The following is a 23633-nucleotide window of genomic DNA, read 5'->3' on the forward strand; positions in this document are numbered from 1 at the left end:
GCTGCTCCTCAGGCCAGGTCCGAGCGGTTGGACCGCATGATCTTGAGTTGGGCGTAGGCGATGATCGACAGGATCACGACGAGGAACACGGACAGGGCACTGGCATAGCCGAGGTCGAATCGTTCGAAGGCCTGTTGGTAGATGTAGTAGTAGATGACGCGGCTGGCGTTGACGGGCCCGCCTTCGGTCGTCACCGCGACCGTGTCGAAGATCTGGAAGCTGCCGACCACGGTGATCACCATCACCAGCGCCAGCACCGGACGCAGCAGGGGCATCGTGATCGTCCAGAACATCCGCCACTCCGAAGCTCCGTCCAGCGACGCCGCCTCGTAGTACTGGCCCGGTATCACCTGCAGTCCCGCGAACAGAAGCAGCGCCGTGTATCCCACGAAGCGCCAGACGTTGATCAGGGCGATGGTCGGAATGGCCGTGGCGGGGTCACCGAAGAAGGCGACGCGGTCGAGGCCGAAGGCATCGAGGGCGACGTTGATGATGCCCGTGGAATAGTCGGCCATCCAGAACCACACCAGCGCGACCACCACGTTGGCCACGAGGTAGGGCAGCAGGATGAGGCCCCGGATGGTGACGGAGCGCGTCAGTCGGTGGAGCAGGACGGCCAGCAGCAACGCGAGCACCGTCTGGACGCCGATGTTGATCGCAACGTACTGGACGGTCACGGCCAGCGAGTTCCAGAACAGCGGATCGGAGACCATCCGCACATAGTTGTCGGCGCCGATGAACTCACCCGAGCCGATGAGGTTCTGATCGGTGAAGCTGAACCAGAGCCCCCGCAGCGCGGGAACGAAGTAGAACGCGAGGAGGCCCAGCGCGGCCGGCGCGATGAACACGAGGGCCGCACGCAGGTCCGACCGGGGGCGGCGTGCGAGTCGGGATGTCGAGGTCCGGGTCATGACAGTTCCTCCACGCGGAGGTGCACGGCGTGGTCGACGGCCAGCGCCGGGATCTGCACCCCGATCTCGCCGAGCATCGCGCCGGTGGCGATGAGGCCCTCGCCCCACCAACCGGGGTGGATGCGGGGGTCGATCTGCGACTCGGCGTCTGGACCCGCCGGGCGCACGCGGTAGCGCGCGGTGGGGCGCAGTCCCGGCAGGCGCACAGCACCGAGTGGCCAGGTCACATGCCGCTCACGCAAGACCACCTGGTAGAGAGCCTCCGACTGGTCCGGGGCGATGGCCGCGGTCATCCATACGTCACCGCCCTCGAGCGAACGGCGAACGACGCGGCCGGTGTGCACAAGTTGCCGGGTCTGCTTGTAGAAGGCGATCCACGAGCTCAGCTCATCGAGTTCGGCGGCGGAGGCGCTCGACAGGTCCCACTCCACGCCGAGACTGCCGAACAGTGCGGTCGCTGCGCGGAAGCTCAGATCGTTCTTGCGTCCGGTCGTGTGCGCACGTTCGGCGCCGATGTGACTGCCGACGAGCTCCGGCGGAAGCAGTTGCGCCGTCCACCGCTGGATCTGCTGACGTTCATGCGGGTCGATGCAGTCCGACGCCCAGACCCGGTCGGTGCGTTCGAGGATGCCGAGATCCACACGTGCACCGCCCGACGAGCACGATTCGATCTCCAACCCCGGGCATGCGAGTCTGATCTCGTCGAGGAGCCGGTACGCCGCCATGGTCTGCGCATGCACGCCGGCACGGCCCGTGCGGGTGGATCCCGCGTCGACGAGATCGCGATTGTGGTCCCACTTGATGAAGTCGATGTCGTATCGCTGCACCAGCGCCACGATGCTGCTGCGGATGTGCTCGAATGCCTCGGGATGGGCGAGATCGAGGACCTGTTGGTGCCGCGCCTCGACGGGGAGGCGTCCCGGCACCTGCAGCAGCCATTCGGGATGGGCACGTGCGATGTCGGAGTCGAGATTGACCATCTCGGGTTCGAACCACAGACCGAACTCCATCCCGTGGTCTTTCACAGCCGAGACGAGTCGCTCGAAGCGTCCATCACCCCAGATCTCCTCGGCGATCGTCCAGTCGCCGAGGCCGCTGCGATCGTCACGCCGGGATCCGAACCAGCCGTCGTCGAGGACGAAGCGCTCGACACCCACGCGCGAGGCCAGTTCGACCAGTGGGACGACACGGGCAAGATCGTGCTCGAAGTACAGCGCCTCCCACACGTTCATCACGACGGGTCGGGCCGTGCGGGGATGCGCGGGGCGTGCGCGAAGGTAGTCGTGGAACCGGACGGCCACCTCGTCCAGGCCGTGGCCATACGCGCCGTACACCCACGGGCTCTCGTAGGACTCACTCGGTTCGAGCTCCACCTCGCCGGGCAGCAGCAGCTCGCCGCCGTAGAGCAGCCGCTCGCCCGTGAAAGCCCGCTCGGCGATGCTGCGGTGGTTGCCGCTGAAGGCGACATGCATGCCCCATGCGTCGCCGCGGTCGAAGTCGACCCCCGCCTCGGCTGCGATCAGCAGCGTCGCCGCGTCGGCACCGGTTCGTCCATGTCGTCCCTCCCTCGTATGCGCACCGACGGTGAACGCTCGGCGCTGCGGCACCCGTTCCTTCGACCAGCGGCCCGCGAGGTCCAGCACCTCATCGGCGCGGGTGGGAACAGGAAGGGCGAGCTGTAACGCATCGAGCATGTACGGGGTGGCACCGGTGTTCTCGAGAGTGGCCCGCAGCCGCACGAGACCGGACGGAAGCATCTCGATGCGCACCGACAGCTTGAGGCAGGTGAGCGCGTCGGCCGCGTGGATCTCGAGGTGACCACCGGGCACGTCCTCCCTCGTTTCGACGATCACGGACGTGGGTTGGAAGCGCGGCGACCAGTCGGCTCCCCGGCGGTGGCCGGAGATCCCGGGAGTGCCGGTCCACCCGGTCCATCCCTCGGGAAGAAGGGCGACGGGAAGCGGGGCATCGACGCCGTTGGAGGCGAAGGGCGGCCGGGTCGACCTCGTGGCAGCCGACAGGTCCTCGCCGCTCAGCGGGCCGGGGTCGGCTCCCCAGTGCACGACGGTGGGAAGAGCATCCTCGGGCACCTCGATGATCAGGGCCACCCCCGATGCAGCGAGGCGCACGCGACCTACGTGATGCGCGGTGCTGCCCTGACGACCGTCGACGTCGACCAGTGTTGTTCTCACCCGAAAACCAAGCTCTCCCCGCAACGGCGCGGACTCTGCAAACGTTGGTCAAACCATAGCCGGGAATCTGACAATCTGCAAACGTTGGTCAGAAATCGTGTGTCGAAGGGCGCGCGATCACGGAAGCAGCGGCGGCGGCGGACTCCACGATCCTGAGCCAGGCGCTGACCTGACCCCCGCCGGAACCCGCACGTGCGCTGGCGTCCCCGGACACCGGACCCGACTCGTCGCAGATGACCAGAGCGGGCGGAGTAACCCCCGTGTCGCACTTCGAGTGGTGACCTGAACAGGCCGCGAGACCGCGATCCGTGGCTGTCGGTCCGCGCCCACCCTCACTCGTTCAGCAGTCTCCTCGCGCGAGGGGGCGCCGCGCTGTCGCGGATGACGAGCGTGGGGGCGGCCGCGGAATCATCGGGCCGCTCGCCCGTGCGCACCCACCGATCAAGCAATCCGAACGTGCGGCGACCCAGGTCGGCGAAGTCCTGCGCCACCGTCGTCAAAGCGGGAACCCACATCTGAGCGAACGGCTGATCGTCGAATCCGACGAGGCTGACGTCTTCCGGAACGCGGATCCCCCGCTCCTGGAGAGCGCGTGCCGCGCCGATGGCGATCTCGTCGTTACCGCACAGGATCGCGGTGACGTCCGGTCGATCGAGCAGCGCCTGCGCGGCGTCATAGCCCGACGTCGGCGAGTATCCCGCCTGTGTGATCTCGGGCACCGGTGCGCCGGCATCCTGAAGCGCCTTCCGCCAGCCCTGCGTGCGACCGCTGCGCACGCGGGTGCTCGGGATGGCCAGATGATGCACCGTGCGATGCCCCAGAGACAGGAGGTACTCGGTAGCGAGGCGCCCGCCTTCCGCGTCGTCGAGAAAGGCGTGGGGGCGACTGCCTCGTCGGCGGCGCGCACCCGCCGCAGCCACCACGGGCAACGACTCTGGGAACGCCTCCACGGTGCTCACCCCCACCGAGTCGAACTCGATGACGATCGCTCCGACGAGCGGCTGTCCCATCACGAGGTCGACCGTGCGGCTGATCTCCGCAGGGCTGTCGGTCTCGACCACCGCGATGTTCACCACCATGCCCGCTGCGCGCGCTGCCTCCTCGATCCCGTGGAGGGTCGCTGCGTAGCCGAATCGAAAGGTGTTGCGTGCGAGCACCGCCACAGTGGAACGGCGGCCACTCACCAACGCTTGCGCGGCTGCGTTGGGCCGGTAGCCGAGTTCGGCGACGGCATCCAAGACGCGCGCGCGCAGAGCGATGCTGACCGGCGTCCTTCCGGTGAGCACCCGAGAGACCGTCGAAACGCTCACGCCAGCAAGATCGGCGACATCGGACAGCACTGGCAACGCCGAGCCCCCTCCGGACCCTCCCGTACCGATGACCATCCTGGAAGAGTACCGCGATCCTGACCAACGACGGTCAAGGTGTGCAAGGCACTCCCTGCGACATCGATCCCGACTGCCGTCGCGCTCAAGACCAGCCCGGGACCACCGAGGATGACCAGTGCAACTCTTATTACCCGAAGTCGCCCGGGGCCATGTCGGTGAAGCGGGAGAAGTGGCCCTGGAATGCGACCGTGATCGTGTCGGTGGGCCCGTTGCGATGCTTGGCGACGATGAGGTCGGCCTCGCCTGCGCGCGGGGAGTCCTTCTCGTAGGCGGCCTCGCGGTGCAGGAGCACCACCATGTCGGCGTCCTGCTCGATCGAGCCCGACTCACGCAGATCGCTCAGCGCCGGCTTCTTGTCGGCGCGCTGCTCGGCACCGCGGTTCAGCTGCGACAGCGCGATGACCGGAACGCCGAGCTCCTTCGCGAGCAGCTTGAGCGCACGTGAGAACTCCGAGACCTCCTGCTGACGCGACTCGACGCGCTTGCCCGAGGTCATGAGCTGCAGATAGTCGATGACGACGAGCTTGAGGCCGGCCCGCTGCTTGAGGCGGCGGCACTTCGCACGGATCTCGACGAGCGTCATGTTGGGGCTGTCGTCGATGTACAGCGGCGCGTCGTTGATGCGGCCGCGGGTCGCGGCGACGGTGGTCCAGTCGCGCGAGTCGAGTGTGCCCTTCCGCATCGACTGCAGGGGGATCGCGCCCTCGGCACTGAGCAGACGCATCGCGATCTCGCTGCGGCCCATCTCGAGCGAGAAGAAGATCGTCGGCATGTTCGCCTTGATCGCCGCGGATCGCGCGAAGTCGAGAGCGAGCGTCGACTTACCCATCGCGGGTCGCGCGGCGATGATGATCATCTGACCGGGATGCAGGCCGTTGGTCAGCGAGTCGAGACCCGAGAAGCCGGTCGGGATGCCGGTCATCTGGCCGTCGCGACCGCGCGCAGCTTCGATCTCTTCCACCGCGGCGTCGACCGCGATCGTGAGCGGCACGTAGTCCTCGGCCTGCTCCGCACCGGTGACCGAGTAGATCTCCGCCTGCGCGTTGTTGACGAGGTCGAGCGCCTCACCCTGACCGGAGTAACCCATCTGCACGATGCGGGTGCCGGCGTCGACGAGGCGGCGCAGCAGCGCGCGCTCCGACACGATCGAGGCGTAGTAGCCGGCGTTCGCGGCCGTCGGCACGATCGAGGTGAGCGTGTGCAGGTAGTCGGCGCCGCCGGCGCGCTGCAGCTCGCCCGTCTTGATGAGTTCGTCGGTGACGGCGACGACGTCCGTCGGCTCGCCGTGCGAGTAGAGGGTGAGGATCGCCTCGAAGATCAGCTCGTGCTTGGGCACATAGAAGTCCGTTCCCCGCAGCGTCTCGATGACGTCGGCGACGGCGTCCTTGGACAGCAGCATTCCACCCAGGGCGCTCTGTTCGGCGAGCAGGTCGTGCGGGGGAGTGCGCTCGAAGTCGCGAGGGCCCCCCAAGCGCTCTTCAGAGATGTCGGCGATCGACATAGGCTGCGCGTCCTCCCTACCGTTGTTCACATCATCCGAGCTCTGTCGGCGGCATCGGGACGGCTCGCCGAGTCGGCGCGCCCGGGCACGGGCGAAGAGAGGGATGCCTCGGCATCCCACCCCCCACTTGCTTTCGTCGTTCGATTCCGGCCGCCGTCGCGTCACCGGACCCAGCACCGGGGCGCGCCGCCCGAATGGGCCGCACCCCACGCTAAGGATGGGCTCCGACAGTCGCAACACACCCTGTGGATAACTTTGTGGAGAGTCGGGGAGAAACGCCGTCACGCCTGTGAACAACCCCTGTGGAGAACTCGCCCCATTTCTGGGGGTTACGTCGACGAAAATCGGCCTGGCCAGGCCTTGCGTTTTTCACAGGCTGTGGAGAGAGATGTGGTTGAAGTCAGGGTTGAAGGTTTGGATGCGGGCCCCGTCCTGTGCACAATTGCGCGTCGCCCGCCTCGCCGGGCGCTCGCCGGGCCGAGACAAAGGAACTCACCGTCCAAAGAGGTCTGGACAGAGCGAAACGGGAGGGAGTAGCCTCTCAACTCCAGGCACCCTCACGCACGATCCGTCCGGAACGTGCGGCTCTTTCGTCGTGGGAGGTGAACGTGGAGATCGCAACCTCGCAGCTGCCGAGGATCGTGCGGCTGACCCTCATCGGGGTCGGTACCGCGTTCGCCTGGATCGTCGTCTCGCTGATCCTCGGCCTCGGTCTCGGACAGGCGCACGCCGAAGAAGCAGACGACTCAGGAGCGCTCGGGGGTGCCCTCGGGGTGGTGACCTCGATGGTCGACGCGACCGCATCGACCGTCACCGGTACGGTCTCGACCGTCACGACCGGCGCCGGCGGCGCCGTGAACACAGTCGTCGCCGCGACTCCCGCTCCCGTGCAGCAGCCGGTGAGCCAGGTCGTGCAGACCGTCGGCACCGTCGTCACGACGGTGACCCGGCCGGTCACTGAGGTCGCCTCGGGCGGTGTCGTGAGCCACATCGCTGCGCCGGTCGTCGACATCGTCACCGAGGTGCCGGTCGTCGGCGGGATCGTCTCGGGCACCGGCCTCGATGACGCCGTGACCGACCTCGGCGGCACCGTCGACGACACGCTCGGCGGGCTCGTCGGAGCTGTCGACGAGACGGGCGCGACCATCGGTCAGCCGCCGGCAACAGGCCCGGGCATCCCCGCTCTTCCGGGGATCCCGCAGCGTCCCGACCTTCCGGGCAGCTCCGCCGATGCGTCGGCGCCGACCGCGATCGCCCTTCTCGCAGCGCGGACGGATGCTGCCGCCACGCTCTTCTCGACGACCGCGCGTGGGTTCGGCCCCTGGGCCGCAGCATCCTTCTCCGAAGCGGCCACGCGTGCCGCCCTCGTCGTCTCGTCCGCCGCGCTCGTCGCTGGCGGGCTCCTCGGTTCTGCAGGCGCACTCTGCCTGTCGATCTCTTCCGCGGGACCCGGTGGTGCGGGTCCCGGCGCCTGGGCGCTCGCTGCCCTCCTTCCGCTCGCCGCGCACCGTGCCTGGGTGCGGCGCCGCGGGCCGGAGGACGAGCACGCCCCGCCGGCGCCCGCCGGATCCACCGACGTCTCCCCCGACTGATCGGCTCGCCGCCACCCAGCTCACCCGAGCTCGGGCGGCAGAGCATCAGCGCGTTCGCGCTGAACAGCGCGACTCCTTCCCGCGCTGAGAACCGATCAATCCATAAAGGGGAACATCATGCGCACTTTCTACAAGCGCGCCCTCTGGGGCACGCTCTTGGCCGGCGGCATCACTCTGCTCGGCGCGACGGTCGCCAACGCGGCCGAGACCACCGGTGACGACGGGCTGCTCTCGGGCAGCCAGGCCGTCATCGACGTCACCGTCCCGGTCACGGCCAGCGGGACGTCGCTCTCCGTCCTCGGCGACTCCTCGTCGAGCGGCCCGACCACGGCCGCCGCCGCTCCGGCACCGGCTCCGGCCGCGTCCACGTCGGGCGCCGGCGGCGTCGGCTCGGGCTCGCAGGCTCTCGTATCGGTGAACGTCCCGATCACGGTCAGCGGCAACTCCGTCGCGGTCGTCGGCGACAGTTCGTCGACGGATGCTGCGACCGCCGCACCGGCACCCGCCCCGGCTCCTGGCGCTGAGACATCGGGTCAGGACGGCCTGCTCTCCGGCACGCAGGGGGTCGTCTCGGCCGCCGCACCGGTGACCGTGTCGAACAACGCGATCTCGGTCGTCGGCGACAGCTCGAGCGAGGGCGCGACCACCGCACCCGCGGGCACGGGCTCCTCCCCGGCGGCCGACGCCTGGACGGGCGGCGAGGACTCGCTCCTCGGCGGCACCCAGGTGCTCGCGCCCGTCACCGCGCCGGTCACCGTCTCGGGCAGCGCGATCTCCGTCATCGGAGACAGTGCGTCCACGGACGCTGACACCACCGCTCCCGCGGCCGGCTCGACGATCGGCGGCACGACGGGCACGACGGACGGCGGGGACTCGGTCCTCGGCGGCACCCAGGTGCTCGCCCCCGTCGCCGCCCCGATCACCGCGGTCGGCAACGCCGTCTCCGTGATCGGCGACAGCTCGAGCGACGGCGCCGCCACGGCTCCCGCGACCGGGTCCGCCGGCGACGACGCCTGGACCCACGGCGGGGACTCGGTCCTCGGCGGTACCCAGGTGCTCGCACCGATCGCTGTGCCCGTCACGGTGGTCGGCAACGCGATCTCGGGCGTCGGTGACAGCGGATCGGCCGGTGTCGTCGCTTCGCCGGGATCCGGCACGGGCGGGACCGTCGGGAGCACGGTCGGCTCGGGCTCGATCCTCGGCGGGACGCAGATCCTCGCGCCGATCTCGCTGCCCATCACCCTCGGCGGCAATGCGATCTCGGTGATCGGCGACAGCACCACGGGGAACGCGGTGCCGTCCGGCCCGACCGACCCGACCGACCCGACGGACCCCACGGACCCGACCGACCCCACGGACCCCACCACCCCGGGGGACAACGGCACGCCCGGTGGCACCGGCACCGACGCACCGACTCCCTCGGCGGTCGCGACGACCGGGTCGGCGGCTTCGGCCGGCACCGCCACTCAGCTCGCCGCGACGGGAGGGACGGGTGTGATGCCGTTCCTGCTGCTCGGGCTCTCGCTGTTCGCAGCGGGCGCCATCGCACGCGCGTCGCGGCGGCGCTCCGCGTGAGTCGGCGGGGCACCCCGGCGTTCCCCGGGTGCTCCACACATCGACCCGCGTGAGCACGCGGGAGGGCCGACCCCAGCGGCCCTCCCGCCCTGAACGCCTCCGATCGCGGCACCGGCCTTGCCTGGACCGCATGCCGCGATCGGGGGTTCCCCACCATCTCCGGCGTGCGGTGTCCGGGCACTGCCCGGATCGGGTCGCCGCGCCCGGAGATGCCACGAGCGGATGCCGCGACCCGGGGGCTCGCGGCATCCGCCTCGTCGTGCCCGCGCGTTGCGCTCCCGTGCGCCTATCCCGTCCCCCGGAGCCGAGGTCTCGAGCGGCTGGCTCACCTGGGTCGGCGTGCATCCGGGGCACCGGCGCCGCGGCATCCTCCGCGGCATGATCGAGCACCGCTTCGCCGACTGCCTGGCGGACGGCGAGGCGATCTCGGGCCTGATGGCCGCCGAGACCGCTGCGCCGAGCCTCGGCGGCGTGGTCCTGCCCGGTCGCGGCCGGCGCGAACCGGACCTTCTGACCTCGCAGACGACGGATGCCGCGAACCCGTTGGGGGTTCGCGGCATCCGTTCGTGCGCCAGGTATTACTTGGCGGCGACCACCTGCAGGGTGATCACGGCGGTGAGGTCGTCGCGGAGGCGAACGGTCGCCTCGTGCTCGCCCACCGACTTGATCGGGGAGGTGATGTGGATCTTGCGCTTGTCGAGCTCGCCGAGCCCGGCGGCCTTGACGGCCTCCGCCACGTCGACGGTCTTGACCGCACCGAACAGGCGACCCTCGGCGCCGGCCTTGACGGCGAGGCGGACCTTGTTGGTCTCGAGGGAGTTCTTGAGCGCCACAGCCTCTTCGTGGTCGTGGATCGCGCGCGCCTCGCGAGCGGCACGGATGGATGCCACCTGCTTCTCGCCACCGCGGGTCCATGCGACCGCGAAGCCCTGGGGGATGAGGTAGTTGCGGGCGAACCCGTTCTTGACCTCGACCACGTCACCGGCGCTACCGAGCCCGGCGACCTCGTTCGTGAGAATGAGCTTTGCCATGTGGGTACTCCTTAGCGGCCAGCGCCGGCGTAAGGCAGGAGCGCCATTTCGCGCGCGTTCTTGATCGCCTTGGCGATCAGACGCTGCTCCTGCACCGAGACACCGGTGATACGACGGGCGCGGATCTTCCCGCGCTCCGAGATGAACTTGCGAAGCGTCGCGACGTCCTTGTAGTCGATGAGACCGACACGGATCGCCTTCGCGGGGGCCGCGTTCTTCGCGCCCTTCCGCGGCTTCCGGCGGTCGCCGGTTGCCTTTCCAGCCATGGTGTTTCCTTTACGTTTTCTTGATCGGATGCCTCGTCACGAGGCGTCCGGAACTTGTTGTGAGATCTGACCGATCAGAACGGGGTGTCGTCGCCGTAGGCGCCAGGGGCTGCCCATGCGTCGCCGCCGGCACCGCCCGCGTTCTGCGAACCGGGAGTCGACCACGGCTCGTCGGCAACCTGCGGACGCGACTGACCGCCACCACCGCCGAAGCTGCCGCCACCGCCACCGGAGCCGCCCGCGGCGCGGGTGACCTGCGCGGTCGCGTAGCGCAGCGACGGGCCGATCTCGTCGACCTCGAGCTCGATCGCGGTGCGGTTGTTGCCTTCGCGGTCCTGGTAGCTGCGCTGCTTGAGGCGGCCGGTCGCGATGACCCGCATGCCCTTGGTCAGCGAGCCGGCCACGTGCTCGGCGAACTCGCGCCACACGCTCGCACGGAGGAACAGCGCTTCGCCGTCTTTCCACTCGTTCGCCTGACGGTCGAAGTTGCGAGGCGTCGACGCGATCGTGAAGTTCGCGACGGGGAGGCCGTTCTGCGTGTACCGCAGCTCGGGATCAGCCGTGAGGTTGCCCACGACGGTGATGATCGTCTCGCCGGCCATCGTCCTTACGCCTTCGCAGCCTTGGCGGTCTTGCGGGCGGCGCGCTCGTCGGCACGCTGCTTCTCCGAGGCGATCATGGCGATCGCTTCCTCGGCGCGGAGGACCTTGGTGCGCATGATCTGCTCGCTCAGGTTCAGCTGGCGGTCGAGTTCCTGCGTGGTCTCAGCCGTCGCGGTGAAGTTGACGACGGCGTAGATGCCCTCGGTCTTCTTCTGGATCTCGTAAGCAAGACGACGCTTGCCCCAGATGTCGATGTTCTCGATGGTGCCGCCGTCGGTCGTGATGACCTTCAGGAACTTGTCGAGGTTGGCGCCGACCTGGCGCTCGTCGATCTCGGGGTTCAGGATGACCATGAGTTCGTACTGGTGCGTCACTAACCCACCTCCTTCGGACTAGAACGGCTGTCGGGCATTTCCCGGCAGCAGGAGGGTGTGTTGCACGTCGTCCGAATCGCCGCGCAAGGTTGCGCGTGCGGACAACCCTCCTATGGTACCGGATGCGGCAACCTCCGCCGAATCGGCGGTCTCAGTGGGACGTGGCCTCACTCTGAACGATCGACCCGCCCTCGTCGTCGCTTCGGGTGGGCGTCAGGAGGCGAGGTCCCACAGCCCCTGCGCGCCGACCACGCCCGACGCCACGGCGATGCCGAGGACGCCGAGCGACAGCATCCAGTCCGCCGCCGTCGGGGCGACCGGATCGGTGACCGCACCGGGCCGTCGGCCGATGAGGCGAGTCGTCGGGCCCTCGCCGGCCGCGGCGAACGACCGGCCACCCGCGTTGCGCCCGCCCAGCAAGAGGAGCCACGGGTCGGGCTGACGCAGCAGAAGCCAGACCGGAGCCGCGCCCATGGCGAGGAACAGCAGGCCCACGACGATGCCCGAGATCGAGCCCGAGACCGCGGAGACGAAGAAGGGCACGCTCAGGCCGACGAAGAGGATGGGCCACGCCCAGACCAGGAGGGGAGTGCCGAAGCCTTGGGCGAAGAGGAACGCGACACCGCCGAAGAGAAGGCCGCCGAAGATGCTGAGCGGGGCGAACAGTGCCACGGCGGCGGGACACTCGACCTCGATGGCGTACGGGCCGCCGCTCGCGCACGATCCGCCGAGCGCCAGGACCGCGTACGAGACGTGGTAGAGCAGCGAGAAGCACAGCACGAATCCGGCCCACGAGACGAAGGAGCCGAGCACCCGCACCACGGCGGAGTCGCGCCACGCCCACGCCATCGGGGCGAGCGACCTGGACTCCACGCGAGGATTGTACCGGCGCCCCGCCTCCGTCAGCGGAACGCGCCAGGCCGGTGAGGTGCCGGCCGAGGATCAGCGTGTCCACCTCGTCGGTGCCCTCGTACGTGCGCACAGCCGATCTCGCCTCGTGAGCCCCCGCAGGCGGTATGTCGCGGGAACTTCGCATTCCACCGCGGCGTCATCGAGGGCAGCGGCAACGTCGTGGACTCCACGCCGCGCGCCGGTAGCGTGGTCGGGTGAGTCTTCCTCCCGCAGCGTCGGTTTCGTACCCGTTCGACGCGGGCCCGCTGGTCGAACCGGTGCACCCCGGCGCCGCGCGCGCATTCGTGCAGGAGCTGCGCCGCGCCGGGCGACTCAAGGGTTCGCCCGTGTTCGGGGCGCTCGTCGTCGTCCTGATCTCGTTCGTGGTGATCGTGCTGTTCGGCGCCGTCACCGTCACGCTGGTCACGAGTGCCGTCGCCGCTGCGACCGCCGGGGTCGACGGTGGGGGAATCGCCGTTCTGTTCGGGATCCTGCCGCTGGTCGTCATCGGCATCATCGCGGCCGTCGGGATCACGCTCTTCGTGCGGGGCGCGCGCAGCAGCAGCGAGCGCATGTACCGCCTCGACCGCTTCGCGCGAGCGAACGCGATGCGGTACGAGCCCCGGCTCGACGATCCCGGGCTCCCGGGGATGATCTTCGCCATCGGCAGCAGCCGCCACTCCAGCGACCTCGTCCGCGGCGACCGCCCGCGCTTCGTGGAGTTCGCCAACTACCGGTACACGACCGGCTCCGGCAAGAACCAGCAGACCCACCACTGGGGCTACGTCGCGGTGAAGCTCGACACGCCGCTGCCTCACATCGTGCTCGACGCGACGAGCAACAACGGCCTGTTCGGCTCGAACCTGCCGCTCACCTTCGACAAGGACCAGCGACTCAGCCTCGAGGGCGACTTCGACGAGTACTTCTCGCTGTACTGCCCCGCCGACTACGAGCGCGACGCACTGTATCTCTTCACGCCCGACATCATGGCGCGCTTCATCGACAACGCCGCCGCGCTCGACGTCGAGATCGTCGACGACTGGCTCTTCCTCTACGCCAAGCGCGACTTCTCGACCCTCGATCCCGCCACCTGGGCGTGGCTCTTCTCCGTCATCGGCGCCCTCCTCGAGAAGTTCGCGCAGTGGGCGCGGTGGCGCGACGAGCGGCTGGCGGCAGTCGCGGCCGGCGTCGGCACACGCCACGCGGGCGCAGCATCCGTTCCCTTCAGTCCGCCGCTCGACGCGCTGCGCCCCCCGCCCGGCGTCGCTGCGGAGGGCCGCCGCCTGCAGCGCGGCGTGCCGTGGGTGCCGATCATCGTGGGCGGCGTCATGGTGCTGTTCTGGATCTTCACCCAGATCGGCCCGGCGTTCCTGCGTTGAGCACGATCACGCGCACAGAAGGCCGGTCGAGACGGCGCCACCGTGGGCACGCTGCTGTGCGAGCGGTTCGAGTGCCCGGCCCGCGCACGCCGGCCGATGCCGCCGGCGTAGCCCGGCTTCGATGAGGCGGCCGCCCGTCAGAGGCGCATCGAGGCGCTGCGCGCGCACGCGGACGGCTTCGCGCGCGACATCCGCGACAGCGCCCGACCGCTCACCCGCTGCTCCTGCGCTGCTACAGCGGCAGGAGCAGCGGCACCATCACGACGCTCACGATCAGCACGAGCACGGTGAACGGCACGCCCACCCGCACGAAGTCGCCGAAGCGGTAGCGTCCGGGCTCGACGACGAGGGTGTTGACCGGCGACGACACCGGCGTCATGAACGCGGAGGATGCCGCGAGCATCACGATCATCGCGAACGGATACGGCGACGCGCCGAGATGCTCGGCGGCGGTGATCGCGATCGGGGCCATCAGCACCGCCGTCGCGGTGTTGGAGACGAAGAGACCGATGACGGCGGTCGTCGTGAACAGGGCTGCGAGGATGATCGCCGGACCCGCGCCGCCGAACGCGTTCAGGAGGGCGTCCGCGGCGAGATCGATGCCGCCCGTCACCTCTAGCGCCTGGGCGAACGGCAGCATGCCCGCGATGAGGAGCAGGGTCGGCCAGTGGATCGAACGGTAGGCCGACGGCATGTCGATCACGCGGAAGAGGCCCATCATCAGCGCGGCGATCAGGCCCGCGATGACATTCGGAACGATGCCGGTCACCATCAGCACGATCATGACGGCGACGCTGAGCAGGGCCAACGGCGCGCGGTCGGCTGCCGGCGCGACCTCGTCGCCCTCGGTCGGCAGGTCCATCGGGGCGAAGTCCCGCGCCTCCTCGCGGAGTCGATGGATCTGATTCCAACCGCCCGTGACCAGAAGCGTGTCACCCGGACGCAGCCGGCGGTCACCGAAGTCCTCGCCCGCGGCGTGCCCCGCATGGCGCACACCGAGGACGGTCACCTCGTGCTCCGTACGGAAGCGCAGTTCACGGATGCTGCGCCCCGAGGCCGCCGAGTCGGGGGTGACGATCACCTCCGCCATGCCGACCTGCCGCGCGTACGAGTCGAAGAAGTCGCCCACGACGTCGAGGCGCTCGAGGTCGAGCCGCCGCCGCTCGGCCGGGGACGGCGAGATGTCGAGGATGAGGGTGTCGCCACGCTGCACCATCGTCTCGCCGGCAGTGATGAGCGCGGTCCCGCGCAGGAAGCGTGTGCGCTCGAGGCCCAGCACCGAGCTGAGCGACGGGGCGAGGTCGGCGGCGGCGAGGGTCCGGCCGATGAGGGGCGACGCCGCGCCGACACGGTAACGCCCCGTCCTGCTGTCGACCGCATAGTGCGCGAGGAGGCTGCGGAAGGTGCGGCGTTCGCTGCCGGAGGCGCCGTGATCGTCGCCGAGGAGCCGGCGCGCCAGGAGGACGTAGCCGATGCCGAGCGCCAGGATGACGATGCCGAACGGGGTCACGCTGAAGAAGCCGAAGCCCTCGAGGCCCATGCGGCGCAGCTCCGCGTCGACGACGAGGTTCGGCGCCGTCGCGATGAGCGTGAGCATACCGCTCAAGAGGCCGGCCATGCTGAGCGGCATCATGAGCTGCCGCGGCGAGAGCCCCGTCCGCGCCGCGATGCTGAGCACCACGGGGATGAAGATCGCGACCACGCCGGTCGAGCTCATCACCGCGCCGAGCGCAGCGACCGAGAGCATGAGCAGCACGACGAGTCGCGGGGTGTTCTTCCCGGCCCGGGCGGAGAGCCAGTCGCCGAGGCGGTAGGTGACGCCCGTGCGTGAGAGGCCCTCGCCCACAACGAAGAGCGCGGCGATGAGGATCACGTTCGGATCGGCGAAGCCGGCCAGGGTCTCGGGCACCGTCAGCACGCCGGTGAGCGGCAGGGCGACGATCACGAGCACCGCCACGACATCCATGCGGGGCCGTCCGATCGCGAACAGCGCGATCGTGATCGCCAGCAGTACCAGCACCAGGATCAGCTCGCCGCTCACCGCACCTCCGCCCGCGGGTCGGGGTCACAGCATCCGCCCGCTCTGCGCATGCTATCGACGGAGGTGCGTTCGGATCACATGCTCTCGCCGAGATCACACCGGCGCCGGGTCACTTCACTGGTCGCGGGTGGCCTGCCAGACGGCGCGGCGCGCGGCCTGCTCCTCGGGGTCGGGCACCGGGAGCGAGGCGATCAGGCGCCGCGTATACGCGTCCTGCGGGTCGCCCAGCACCTGCGCCGTCGGGCCGGCCTCGGCGATCGTGCCGTGGTGCAGCACCACGACCTTGTGCGCGAGCAGGTCGACGACCGCGAGGTCGTGCGTGATGAACAGCGTCGCGAACCCGAACTGGCTCTGCAGCTCGCCGAACAGCTCGAGCACGCGCGCCTGCACCGACACGTCGAGCGCGCTCGTCGGCTCGTCAGCGATCAGCAGCTTCGGGTTGAGCGCGAGGGCACGGGCGAGCGAGGCCCGCTGGCGCTGGCCGCCCGACAGCTCGTGCGGGTACCGCTCGCCGTACGACTTCGGCAGCTGCACAGCCTCGAGCAGCTCGTCGACCTTCGCCTGCACCTGGGCGGCGCCCTTCGCGGCGCCGTGCACGATGAGCGGCTCGGCGACGTTGCGGGCGATGGTCAAGAGCGGGTTGAAGCTCGTCGCGGGGTCCTGGAACACGAACCCGAGCTCGCTGCGGCGGCGGCGGAACTCCCGCTCCCTCACCCCGAGCATCTCGGTGCCGAGCACCCGCAGCGAGCCGCCGGCCACCGGCGTCAGGCCGGCGATGGCGCGACCGATCGTCGTCTTGCCCGAGCCGCTCTCACCCACGAGGCCGAGCACCTCGCCCGGGGCGATCGAGAAGCTCACACGATCGACGGCGCGGAACGGGGCGCGACCGAACCGGCCGCCGTACTCGATGACGAGCTCCTTCGCCTCGACGACGGGCTCGACGGGCGTCGCGCTCACGGGAAGCTGCCGGTCGACGATCTCGAGGCGCGGCACCGCAGCCAGGAGCTTCTTCGTGTACTCGTGCTGCGGCGCGGCGAACAGGTCGCGCGCGGTGGCCGTCTCGACGATCTCACCGTTGAACATCACGGCGACGCGGTCGGCGAGATCGGCCACCACGCCCATGTTGTGGGTGATGAGCGCGATCGCGGTGCCGTCCTGGTCGCGGAGCTCCCGCAGCAGGTCGAGGATCTCCGCCTGCACCGTCACGTCGAGCGCCGTCGTCGGCTCGTCGGCGATGATGACGGTCGGCTCGAGCGCCAGGGCCATCGCGATGACGATGCGCTGCTTCTGGCCGCCGGAGAACTGGTGCGGGTAGTCGTCGACGCGGTGCTCAGGATCCGGGATGCCGACACGGCCGAGCATCTCGATCGCCTTCGCCCTGGCTTCGGCCTTGCTGTAGCTGCCGTGAGCCCGCAGGCCCTCGGCGAGCTGCCAGCCGACCGTGTACACGGGGTTGAGCGCGGTCGAGGGCTCCTGGAAGATCATCGCGGCCTTCGAGCCGCGCACCTCCCGGAGCTCCTTCTTGTCGAGGCCGACGATCTCGGTGCCGTCGAGCACGACGACACCGTTCATGACCGCCGTCTCGGGCAGGAGTCCGAGGATCGTGCGGGCGGTGACCGTCTTGCCGCTGCCGGACTCGCCGACGATCGCGAGCACCTCGCCGCGGCGGACGTCGAGCGTCACGCCGCGCACGGCATGCACATCGCCGCCGTCGCTGGCGAAGGTGACGGTCAGATCGCGGATGTCGACCGCGAGGTCGTCGGATGCGGGGGCTGCCGAGGCCATCACTCCACCTCTCCCATGAACTCGCGCGATGCCGGCTGGCTCGCGGCGACCGCGTCGGCCGGCGTCTGATTGGTCGCCCGGCGGCGGGCGCGCAGACGGGGGTCGGCGAGGTCGTTGAGGCTCTCGCCGATGAGGGTCATGCCGAGGATCGTCAGCACGATGGCGACGCCCGGCGGGATCGCCGTCCACCAGATGCCCGCGGCGACGTCGCTGATGGAGCGCTGGAGGTCGTAGCCCCATTCCGCGGCGGCCGACGGCTCGATGCCGAAGCCGAGGAAGCCGAGCGCGGCGAGGGTCGCGATCGCCTCCGATGCGTTGAGGGTCACGATGAGGGGCAGCGTGCGGGTCGCATTGCGCAGCACGTGCACGAACATGATCCGGCTCGTCGGCGCGCCGATGACCTTCGCCGACTCGACGAACGCCTCCGCCTTGATACGCACCACCTCGGCGCGCACGACGCGGAAGTACTGCGGCACGAACACGACGGTGATCGAGATCGCGGCCGCCATGATGCCCGGCCACAGTCCGGACTGACCGCCGCTGATCGCGATCGCGACGACGATCGCCAGCAGCAGCGTGGGGAAGGCGTAGATCGCGTCGGCGATCACGACGAGCGTGCGGTCGACCCAGCCGCCGAGGTAGCCCGAGACGAGACCGAGCAGGATGCCGACGAACACCGCCAGCAGGAGTGCGACGATGACCACGAGGATCGCGGTCTGGGCGCCCCAGATCGTGCGAGACAGCACGTCGTACCCGCCGACCGTGGTGCCGAGCCAGTGCTCGGCGCTCGGCGGCTGGGTCGAGCCGAAGTTGCCCTGCGCGTCGCGGAGCTGGTTGTAGCCGTACGGCGCGATCCACGGCGCGAAGATCGCGAAGATCAGGAACAGGGCGGTGAGCACCAGACCCGCGATGAGCATGCCGCGCTGGAGGCCGACGCTCTGGCGGAGCTGGTGGACGACCGGGATCCGATCGGAGAAGCGGCGCGTGGCCATGTCAGTACCTCACCCTCGGGTCGAGGAAGGCGGCTATGACGTCGACGACGAAGTTCGTCACCGCGACGAGGATCGCGATCATCGCGACGATGCCCTGGATCGCGACGAAGTCGCGGGCCTTCAGATACTCGGCGAGCTGGAATCCGATGCCCTGCCACTCGAACGTCGTCTCGGTCAGCACCGCGCCGCCGAGCAGCAACGCGATCTGCAGGCCGATCACGGTGACGATCGGGATCAGCGCCGGCTTGTAGGCGTGCCGGCGCACGAGACGGTACTCGCTCACGCCGCGGGAGCGGGCCGCGTCGATGTAGGGCATGTTGTGCGTGCCGATGACGTTCGTGCGTACCAGCCGCAGGAAGATGCTCGCGGTCAACAGGCCCAGCACCATCGACGGGAGGAAGGCGTGCAGCAGCACGTCCTGAACGTAGGCCGGGTTGCCCGAGGCGATCGCATCGATGAGGTAGATGCCGGTGCCGCCCTCGCGGTTGAGCGCGATCTCGGTCCGCACGCTCGCCCGGCCGCTGACCGGGAACCAGCCCAGCCACACCGAGAAGACGAGCTTGGCCAGCAGGCCGGAGAAGAACACGGGCGTCGCATAGAAGAGGATCGCGCTGACGCGGAGTCCGGCATCCGTCGCCTTCTCGCGCTTTGCGGCCGCGACCATGCCGAGGGGAATGCCGACGATGAGGGCGATGAGCAGGGCGTAGCAGACGAGCTCGAGCGTCGCCGCACCGTACGTCAGGAGCACCTCCGTCACGGGTTGGTTGTCGGTGATCGTGGTGCCGAAGTTGCCGGTGAACACCTGCCCGATGTACTCGAGGTACTGGACGAGAATCGGCCGGTCGTAGCCGGCCTCATGGATGCGCTCCTGCAGCTGGTCGGCGGGGAGGCGGCCGCCGAGGGCCGCGGTGATCGGATCGCCGGTGAGACGGATGAGGAAGAAGACCAGCGTCACCAGGATGAGAACGGTCGGGAAGATCAGAAGGAACCGCACCAGGAGGTAGCGGCCCAGGGTCCCGCCTGTGGCGGGTCTGCGGCGCGCCAGCATCGCGGGCGGCTGGTCAACGGATGCGGCGATGTCGCTCGTCATCGTGGTGGCCTAACTGTGTGTGCTGCCGGAGGGCGAATGCCGATGGGGCGGCCCGGGTGAGCGGGCCGCCCCATCGATGGAAGCCGCGTTACTTCGTGAGCGGCGCGAAGCGGAACTTGAACGATGCGTCGAGCGTGACGCCCTCCACACCGGTTCCGGCCACGGCCACCTGTGCACCCTGCAGGAGCGGCACGGTCGAGAGCAGCTCGGCCACGCGCGTCTGGATGTCCTCGATCTCCTGCGTGCGCTTCGCCGGATCGGTCTCGACGGCCTGCTGGAGGATGAGGTCCTCGGTCTGCTGGTCGCTGAAGTGGTTGCCCAGGAAGTTCTTCGTCAGGAAGAACGGGGTGAGGTAGTTGTCGGCGTCGGAGTAGTCCGGGTACCAGCCCAGCTGGTAGGCGGGGTAGACGTCCGACGTGCGGTCCTTCGAGTACTGCACCCACTCGGTCGACTTGAGGTCGACGGAGAACAGGCCGCTCTCCTCGAGCTGCGACTTCACCAGGGCGTACTCGTCACCCGACGACGGGCCGTAGTGGTCGGGGCTGTACTGCAGGCTGAGGGCGACGGGCGTCTCGACGCCCGCGGCCTCGAGGGTGGCCTTCGCCTTCTCGGCATCGGGGCCGCCGGCGCCGTCGCCGTACATCTCCTTGAGAGGCTCGATGGCGCCGGTGAAACCCTCGGGGACGAACGAGTAGAGCGGCGTGTACGTGCCCTTGTAGACCTGCGACGACAGCGCCTCGCGGTCGACGAGGTCGGCCACGGCCTGGCGTACGGCGAGGGCCTTGGCCGCGTCGGCCTCGGGGGTCGTCGCACCGTACGGCTGCGTGTTGAAGTTGAACACGATGTAGCGGATCTCGCCGCCCGGGCCGTTGACGATCTGGACGTCCTCGTTCTTGCTGAGGTCCTCGACGTCGGTCGACGACAGTGCGCGGTACGCCACGTCGATGTCGCCTTCCTGCACGGCGAGCTTCAGGTTCGACGACTCGGCGAAGTAGCTGAGGATCACGGCACTGTTGACCGGCGCATCGAGGAGGCCCTGGTAGTTCTCGTTCGGAGAGAACTCGACGGTCTTGTTGAAGTCCCACGACGTGATCGCGTACGGGCCGCCGAAGGCGTTGGCGTCGACGATGTCCTGGTCGGGCGTGACTGCGTCGGCGGAGAACACCTCGTCGTCGACGATGGCGCCCGGGAAGCTCGTGAGGATGTACGGGAAGACCTGGTCGTTCGCGGTCTTGAGGTGGAACACGACCGTGGTGTCGTCCGGCGTCTCGACGCTGTCGAGGTTGTAGAGCAGGCTCGACGCGCCGTTCGGGTCGGCGATCTTGATGTTGCGGTCGAACGAGAACTTGACGTCGGAGGACGTCAGGTCGTTGCCGTTCGCCCACTTGAGACCCTCGGGCAGGGTCACCGTGTACTCGGTCGGCGACGTGAACTCGGCCGACTCGGCGAGGTCGGGCACGACCTCGGTGCTGTTGTAGTCGGTGTTGAGGAGGTACGGGAAGACCTGGGTCTGCACCGCCAGCGAGCCGTTGTCGTACGAGCCCGCCGGGTCGAGCGTGGTGACCTTGTCGGTGGTGCCGACGATGATGGGCTCGCCCGAGGCGCCGCCGTCGTCGTCGTTTCCGCCGCCACCGCCGGCGCAGCCGGCGAGGAGAAGAGCCGAGGCGCCGAAGGCGCCGATCGCGATGCCCATGCGGCCCCGCGTGCTGTGGTGCAGTGACATGAAGTGCTACCTCTGCGTAGTGGTGTCAGTCGCGTCAGATGGTCGCGGCCAGAGGCTATCTTCACCCCGCGAAGGCGTTACGGCAATCCAGTAAACGATTCGTAACCAGAACGAAACCCGCCCGCGATCGAGCTGGATGCCCCGCCGACGCCCGTTCAGGTGGGCGAAGTGCGCTCTGACACCTCCGTCCCGAGGCCGAAATGCACGAGCTCCCGATCGTCGAGCATGCGGCTGCGGATGATGAACCGGCTGCCTGTCGGACCCTCCACACTGAACCCCGCACCCCGACCGGGCACCACGTCGATCGTGAGGTGCGTGTACTTCCAGTACTCGAACTGGGCCTCCGAGATGAAGACCTCGATGGGGTCGGGCAGGCCGACGTCGAGTTCGCCGAGTCGCACATCCGATGGCCCGGTCTGGAACATCCCGACCGGGTAGCACATGGGTGCGCTGCCGTCGCAGCAACCACCCGACTGATGGAACATGAGCGTGCCGTGCTCCGCCGTGAGCTGCCGCAGCAGGGCGGCCGCGGCATCCGTCACGGCCACGCGCGAGGGGATCTGGGTCTGGGCCATCGGTGTCTCCTCGAAGAGATCGCGCATAACTCAGGCAGACGAGGGTTCGGAGCGTCCTCTGGGGACCGGCGGCTCGATTCTGCCTGAGTTATGCGCGCTGGGGTTCGCTGATCGGTCTAGAAGAAGCCCATGGCTCCATCGGCGTACGACACCAGCAGGTTCTTCGTCTGCTGGTAGTGGTCGAGCATCTTGAGGTGGTTCTCGCGACCGATGCCGGACTGCTTGTACCCGCCGAACGCCGCGTGCGCAGGGTACTGGTGGTAGGTGTTCGTCCAGACGCGACCCGCTTCGATGGCACGGCCGGCGCGGTATGCGGTGTCCCCGGAGCGGCTCCAGACGCCGGCGCCCAGCCCGTACAGCGTGTCGTTCGCGATCGAGATGGCGTCGTCGAAGTCGTCGAACGACGTGACCGAGACGACCGGCCCGAAGATCTCCTCCTGGAAGATGCGCATGTCGTTCGTGCCCTCGAAGACGGTCGGCGCCACGTAGTAGCCGCCCGACAGCTCGCCGCCGAGGTCGACGCGCTCACCGCCCGCGAGCAGCCTCGCCCCGCCCGCCTTGCCGATCTCGATGTATGACAGGATCTTCTCGAGCTGGTCGTTGGACGCCTGCGCCCCGATCATCGTCGCCGGGTCGAGCGGATTGCCCTGCACGATCTTGCCGACGCGGCCGAGGGCGTCGCCGAGGAACCCGTCGTAGATCGAGCGCTGGATGAGCGCGCGCGAGGGGCACGTGCAGACCTCGCCTTGATTGAGGGCGAAGAGGGTGAAGCCCTCGAGCGCCTTGTCGTAGTAGGCGTCGTCGGTGGAGCGCGCGACATCCTCGAAGAAGACGTTGGCGCTCTTGCCCCCGAGCTCGAGCGTCACCGGGATGAGGTTCTGCGACGCGTACTGCATGATGAGGCGGCCGGTCGTCGTCTCACCGGTGAACGCGACCTTCCGGATGCGCTTGTGCTGCGCCAACGGCGCGCCGGCCTCGATGCCGAAGCCGTTGACGATGTTGACCACGCCGGCCGGCAGCAGGTCGCCGATGATCTCGAAGAGGAAGAGGATCGACGCCGGCGTCTGCTCCGCGGGCTTCAGCACCACGCAGTTGCCGGCGGCGAGTGCCGGGGCGAGCTTCCACGTGGCCATGAGGATCGGGAAGTTCCACGGGATGATCTGCCCCACCACCCCCAGCGGCTCGTGGAAGTGGTACGCCACCGTGTCCTCGTCGAGTTGGCTGAGCGAACCCTCCTGGCCCCTCAGCACGCCCGCGAAGTAGCGGAAGTGGTCGACGGCGAGCGGGATGTCGGCAGCCAGCGTCTCGCGGACGGGCTTGCCGTTCTCCCACGTCTCGGCGACGGCGATCCGTTCGAGATTCTGCTCGATGCGGTCGGCGATCTTGTTGAGGATCACCGCCCGCTCGGCGGGTGTCGTGCGCTTCCACGACTCGAACGCCTTCCACGCGACATCCACCGCCCGGTCGACGTCTTCCACGGTGCCGCGGCCGACCTCGGTGAAGGGTTTGCCGGTGACGGGCGTGATGTTCTCGAAGTACTGCCCCTTGATGGGCTCGACGAACTCGCCGCCGATGTAGTGGCCATAGCGGGGGCGGTAGTCGGCGATCGATCCTCGCTGCCCGGGTGCGGCGTAGACGCTCGAGACGCCCTCTTCGACGATGGTCATTGCTGGTCTCCTTCGACGCGTTCCGCGACGGTCGTCGTCGCGATGCGTCGAAGGTAGG

At 69.0% G+C, this 23633-nt stretch carries 19 protein-coding genes and 2 pseudogenes; 5 read left to right on the forward strand and 16 right to left on the reverse strand.

All coding sequences use genetic code 11. The annotated features are described in order from the left end of the window. Window positions 1-8: 8 nt before the first annotated feature. The 4 genes from MRBLWH3_RS03760 to dnaB form a co-directional block, all read right to left on the reverse strand. The gene (locus MRBLWH3_RS03760; RefSeq protein WP_363428848.1) at window positions 9-911 is read right to left on the reverse strand and encodes a carbohydrate ABC transporter permease; all 903 of its coding nucleotides are present in this window, start codon (window positions 909-911) and stop codon (window positions 9-11) included. After that, window positions 908-3103, reverse strand: coding sequence for an alpha-galactosidase (locus MRBLWH3_RS03765; protein ID WP_363428850.1), 2196 nt, complete (start codon window positions 3101-3103; stop codon window positions 908-910). Before MRBLWH3_RS03765 ends, MRBLWH3_RS03760 begins: the two co-directional genes overlap by 4 nt. A 332-nt stretch (window positions 3104-3435) precedes the next feature. Beyond that, window positions 3436-4488, reverse strand: coding sequence for a LacI family DNA-binding transcriptional regulator (locus tag MRBLWH3_RS03770; protein WP_363428852.1), 1053 nt, complete (start codon window positions 4486-4488; stop codon window positions 3436-3438). A gap of 130 nt (window positions 4489-4618) precedes the next feature. After that, the gene (dnaB, locus tag MRBLWH3_RS03775) at window positions 4619-5992 is read right to left on the reverse strand and encodes a replicative DNA helicase (protein ID WP_363428854.1); all 1374 of its coding nucleotides are present in this window, start codon (window positions 5990-5992) and stop codon (window positions 4619-4621) included. A gap of 608 nt (window positions 5993-6600) precedes the next feature. Between dnaB and MRBLWH3_RS03780 the strand changes: the two genes are divergently transcribed. The 3 genes and pseudogenes from MRBLWH3_RS03780 to MRBLWH3_RS03790 all read left to right on the forward strand — a co-directional run. After that, on the forward strand, window positions 6601-7584 hold the full coding sequence (locus tag MRBLWH3_RS03780; protein ID WP_363428855.1) for a hypothetical protein: 984 nt from the start codon (window positions 6601-6603) through the stop codon (window positions 7582-7584). Between the two features lie 117 nt (window positions 7585-7701). Further along, window positions 7702-9159 (forward strand): hypothetical protein, encoded by a 1458-nt coding sequence (locus MRBLWH3_RS03785; protein ID WP_363428857.1) that lies wholly within the window; start codon window positions 7702-7704, stop codon window positions 9157-9159. Window positions 9160-9381: 222 nt separating this feature from the next. Next, window positions 9382-9597, forward strand: a pseudogene (locus MRBLWH3_RS03790) (GNAT family N-acetyltransferase); the annotation flags it as partial. A gap of 140 nt (window positions 9598-9737) precedes the next feature. On the opposite strand, the gene rplI reads toward MRBLWH3_RS03790, so the two are convergent. The 5 genes from rplI to MRBLWH3_RS03815 all read right to left on the reverse strand — a co-directional run bounded on the left by rplI (window position 9738) and on the right by MRBLWH3_RS03815 (window position 12305). Then, window positions 9738-10190 (reverse strand): 50S ribosomal protein L9, encoded by a 453-nt coding sequence (rplI, locus tag MRBLWH3_RS03795; protein ID WP_341995492.1) that lies wholly within the window; start codon window positions 10188-10190, stop codon window positions 9738-9740. Window positions 10191-10201: 11 nt separating this feature from the next. Next, window positions 10202-10456: a 30S ribosomal protein S18 gene (rpsR, locus tag MRBLWH3_RS03800; RefSeq protein WP_045301896.1), complete on the reverse strand. Its 255-nt coding sequence runs from the start codon at window positions 10454-10456 to the stop codon at window positions 10202-10204. A 74-nt stretch (window positions 10457-10530) separates the two neighbouring features. After that, a complete protein-coding gene (locus MRBLWH3_RS03805; protein WP_363428859.1) occupies window positions 10531-11058 on the reverse strand; it encodes a single-stranded DNA-binding protein in 528 nt (175 codons plus the stop codon). 5 nt (window positions 11059-11063) lie between these two features. Next, window positions 11064-11432, reverse strand: coding sequence for a 30S ribosomal protein S6 (gene rpsF / locus MRBLWH3_RS03810; protein WP_116195173.1), 369 nt, complete (start codon window positions 11430-11432; stop codon window positions 11064-11066). A 213-nt stretch (window positions 11433-11645) separates the two neighbouring features. Continuing rightward, window positions 11646-12305: a hypothetical protein gene (locus tag MRBLWH3_RS03815; protein WP_363428863.1), complete on the reverse strand. Its 660-nt coding sequence runs from the start codon at window positions 12303-12305 to the stop codon at window positions 11646-11648. Window positions 12306-12538: 233 nt separating this feature from the next. Between MRBLWH3_RS03815 and MRBLWH3_RS03820 the strand changes: the two genes are divergently transcribed. Both MRBLWH3_RS03820 and MRBLWH3_RS03825 read left to right on the forward strand, forming a co-directional pair. Next, window positions 12539-13702: a hypothetical protein gene (locus tag MRBLWH3_RS03820; RefSeq protein ID WP_363428865.1), complete on the forward strand. Its 1164-nt coding sequence runs from the start codon at window positions 12539-12541 to the stop codon at window positions 13700-13702. A gap of 18 nt (window positions 13703-13720) precedes the next feature. Continuing rightward, window positions 13721-13813: pseudogene (locus MRBLWH3_RS03825) on the forward strand (FBP domain-containing protein); the annotation flags it as partial. Window positions 13814-13934: 121 nt separating this feature from the next. Here the strand turns inward: MRBLWH3_RS03825 and MRBLWH3_RS03830 are convergent. From MRBLWH3_RS03830 to MRBLWH3_RS03860, 7 genes are all read right to left on the reverse strand, one after another. After that, complete coding sequence (locus MRBLWH3_RS03830) at window positions 13935-15743, reverse strand: SLC13 family permease (RefSeq protein WP_363428867.1); 1809 nt, start codon at window positions 15741-15743, stop codon at window positions 13935-13937. A gap of 114 nt (window positions 15744-15857) precedes the next feature. Further along, complete coding sequence (locus tag MRBLWH3_RS03835; RefSeq protein ID WP_363428869.1) at window positions 15858-17528, reverse strand: ABC transporter ATP-binding protein; 1671 nt, start codon at window positions 17526-17528, stop codon at window positions 15858-15860. Continuing rightward, window positions 17528-18520: an ABC transporter permease gene (locus MRBLWH3_RS03840; RefSeq protein WP_363428871.1), complete on the reverse strand. Its 993-nt coding sequence runs from the start codon at window positions 18518-18520 to the stop codon at window positions 17528-17530. The genes MRBLWH3_RS03835 and MRBLWH3_RS03840 overlap by 1 nt, the downstream gene beginning before the upstream one ends. Before the next feature lies 1 nt (window position 18521). After that, window positions 18522-19610: an ABC transporter permease gene (locus MRBLWH3_RS03845; RefSeq protein ID WP_414685281.1), complete on the reverse strand. Its 1089-nt coding sequence runs from the start codon at window positions 19608-19610 to the stop codon at window positions 18522-18524. 88 nt (window positions 19611-19698) lie between these two features. Then, window positions 19699-21333 carry an ABC transporter substrate-binding protein gene (locus MRBLWH3_RS03850; protein ID WP_363428873.1) on the reverse strand — a complete coding sequence of 545 codons (1635 nt, stop codon included), beginning with the start codon at window positions 21331-21333 and terminating at the stop codon, window positions 19699-19701. Between the two features lie 155 nt (window positions 21334-21488). Continuing rightward, a complete protein-coding gene (locus tag MRBLWH3_RS03855; protein WP_363428875.1) occupies window positions 21489-21908 on the reverse strand; it encodes a DUF779 domain-containing protein in 420 nt (139 codons plus the stop codon). 116 nt (window positions 21909-22024) lie between these two features. Then, window positions 22025-23575 (reverse strand): aldehyde dehydrogenase family protein, encoded by a 1551-nt coding sequence (locus MRBLWH3_RS03860; protein WP_363428877.1) that lies wholly within the window; start codon window positions 23573-23575, stop codon window positions 22025-22027. Window positions 23576-23633 lie beyond the last annotated feature (58 nt).

Origin of the sequence: Microbacterium sp. LWH3-1.2, assembly GCF_040675855.1 — a bacterium.
In the GTDB taxonomy this organism is placed as follows: Bacteria; Actinomycetota; Actinomycetes; order Actinomycetales; family Microbacteriaceae; genus Microbacterium.

Bases quoted from the DNA above. Each gene is read 5' to 3' on its own strand.
- MRBLWH3_RS03760 (WP_363428848.1), bottom strand. From the start codon at position 911: ATGACCCGGACCTCGACATCCCGACTCGCACGCCGCCCCCGGTCGGAC.
- MRBLWH3_RS03770 (WP_363428852.1), bottom strand. From the start codon at position 4,488: ATGGTCATCGGTACGGGAGGGTCCGGAGGGGGCTCGGCGTTGCCAGTG.
- dnaB (WP_363428854.1), bottom strand. From the start codon at position 5,992: ATGTCGATCGCCGACATCTCTGAAGAGCGCTTGGGGGGCCCTCGCGAC.
- MRBLWH3_RS03785 (WP_363428857.1), top strand. From the start codon at position 7,702: ATGCGCACTTTCTACAAGCGCGCCCTCTGGGGCACGCTCTTGGCCGGC.
- rplI (WP_341995492.1), bottom strand. From the start codon at position 10,190: ATGGCAAAGCTCATTCTCACGAACGAGGTCGCCGGGCTCGGTAGCGCC.
- rpsR (WP_045301896.1), bottom strand. From the start codon at position 10,456: ATGGCTGGAAAGGCAACCGGCGACCGCCGGAAGCCGCGGAAGGGCGCG.
- MRBLWH3_RS03805 (WP_363428859.1), bottom strand. From the start codon at position 11,058: ATGGCCGGCGAGACGATCATCACCGTCGTGGGCAACCTCACGGCTGAT.
- MRBLWH3_RS03835 (WP_363428869.1), bottom strand. From the start codon at position 17,528: ATGGCCTCGGCAGCCCCCGCATCCGACGACCTCGCGGTCGACATCCGC.
- MRBLWH3_RS03840 (WP_363428871.1), bottom strand. From the start codon at position 18,520: ATGGCCACGCGCCGCTTCTCCGATCGGATCCCGGTCGTCCACCAGCTC.
- MRBLWH3_RS03845 (WP_414685281.1), bottom strand. From the start codon at position 19,610: ATGACGAGCGACATCGCCGCATCCGTTGACCAGCCGCCCGCGATGCTG.
- MRBLWH3_RS03850 (WP_363428873.1), bottom strand. From the start codon at position 21,333: ATGTCACTGCACCACAGCACGCGGGGCCGCATGGGCATCGCGATCGGC.
- MRBLWH3_RS03855 (WP_363428875.1), bottom strand. From the start codon at position 21,908: ATGGCCCAGACCCAGATCCCCTCGCGCGTGGCCGTGACGGATGCCGCG.
- MRBLWH3_RS03860 (WP_363428877.1), bottom strand. From the start codon at position 23,575: ATGACCATCGTCGAAGAGGGCGTCTCGAGCGTCTACGCCGCACCCGGG.